At 38.1% G+C, this 1,452-nt stretch carries 2 protein-coding genes; both read left to right on the top strand.

What is annotated here, in order from left to right:
* Nucleotides 1-38 precede the first annotated feature (38 nt).
* The gene (locus RTW80_RS25155; RefSeq protein WP_000169008.1) at nucleotides 39-248 is read left to right on the top strand and encodes a hypothetical protein; all 210 of its coding nucleotides are present in this window, start codon (nucleotides 39-41) and stop codon (nucleotides 246-248) included.
* An 878-nt stretch (nucleotides 249-1,126) separates the two neighbouring features.
* On the top strand, nucleotides 1,127-1,342 hold the full coding sequence (locus RTW80_RS25150; protein WP_001180367.1) for a hypothetical protein: 216 nt from the start codon (nucleotides 1,127-1,129) through the stop codon (nucleotides 1,340-1,342).
* Nucleotides 1,343-1,452 lie beyond the last annotated feature (110 nt).

The following is a 1,452-nucleotide window of genomic DNA, read 5'->3' as shown; positions in this document are numbered from 1 at the left end:
CCCCTCATTAATGAATTAATCGATAAGGCTAACAACTAATGACAAAAACTAAACGTGTGCGCCTTCTGGCGCTCACAGAAGAAGGGAAAGCGGGTAATTGTTTCACAGTAGGTAAAGTGTATACCGGCTTACTCGACACTTACACCCGCCTGATGCACGTAACCGATGATAACGGTAACGATCAAACAATCGTTTTAGATGGTAATTGCGTATTTGGTGAGTGGGAACTGACAACCGAAAAAAGTTGAAAATAATTGCATTTATCTATTGACTTTTACTAACATAAATGTTAGAATAATAAATGTGGGGTTTGGAATCGAAAATAGGTGTTAGCTGGCGTTAATCCTTCTCCCTATTCTAATCCTACACGAAAGCGGGGTAGACCTCAAGGGGTCGCGCCCTATCTAACCTATCCCGCTTTCCCTTTACAGTGATTTTTTAGAAATTGTTTCCCTCGTTAATAGTTTCATTTTATTTTCCTTATTGCTTTATCAAAATTGTGTCTTAAGAATGCAGGGGCTACGGATTTGGCCCCTCATCTTTTTAACCAACTGCGAAGCATGAAACACTTTCTAAAAACACTGTTTACAGTGTCTATAAACCCCGTATAAACAAATAATGGTGTATATCTGTTTCTTGACAACAGTTTTCTACTAAGCTTAAAGCTGAATATGTTTTTGTTTGTTGGTGTTTATTAAGGTGCCAATCTTAGAACGCGAAAGCGTGGATGATCCCCGAAATCATCTCGGCACCGCCTCCTATTAAAATGAGAATCCAAAAGGTTTGAAAGTTAATAGGTGATTCCTGAAAGTCTGATCGATGCATCCACATTGTGAAAGACAGCGATTAGCCGTCGCACGAATAACAGGTTTATAGATTCCTCTCCAAAGGGGGCGACCTCCTAAGCGCCTACTCCCTGTAAGCCTGTTATTCACCCCTCAAGGGTATATAACAATAAGCAATCTTATTCTTATATGTCCTCCTCTTTAAGTTCATATAAACTGCGATTTAGTAACACTCTATAACATCCTTCAAATGTTGTATTCATAAAGCCGGAAGCTTTCCCCTTCCGGTTTTATTTTTATCAGCACTAAACAAGACTGTTAGGAATAAAGGTAAAGCAATAATGCAAAATCTCATTCTAAAGAATGGTAACGAAGAATTGGTTATCACTGATGAAACATTCAATGCTACGGCTTATATGCTGGGGATCACTCCCACAGAATTGAAAAAACATTGTGATAAGCTTTTTAAGTCTGCTGATGAACAGAAACCTACTATGCAGGATCTGATTAAAGCAAAAGCAGAACAAATCAAACAATCCAAAAAAGGAAACTATTAATTATGGCTATTATTAATATGAGCGATCTGTTTCCAGTTCGCAAATCATTTACCGATATCGTTTCATATGCAACTGATGAGTTCGGTTGTGTGCAATCTTTTACCGTTGAT

This window comes from Escherichia sp. AM3, assembly GCF_032029835.1.
Lineage (GTDB): Bacteria > Pseudomonadota > Gammaproteobacteria > Enterobacterales > Enterobacteriaceae > Escherichia > Escherichia coli.
Note: the sequence above shows the minus strand (reverse complement) of the source record. Positions and strands in the feature narration are given on the sequence as shown.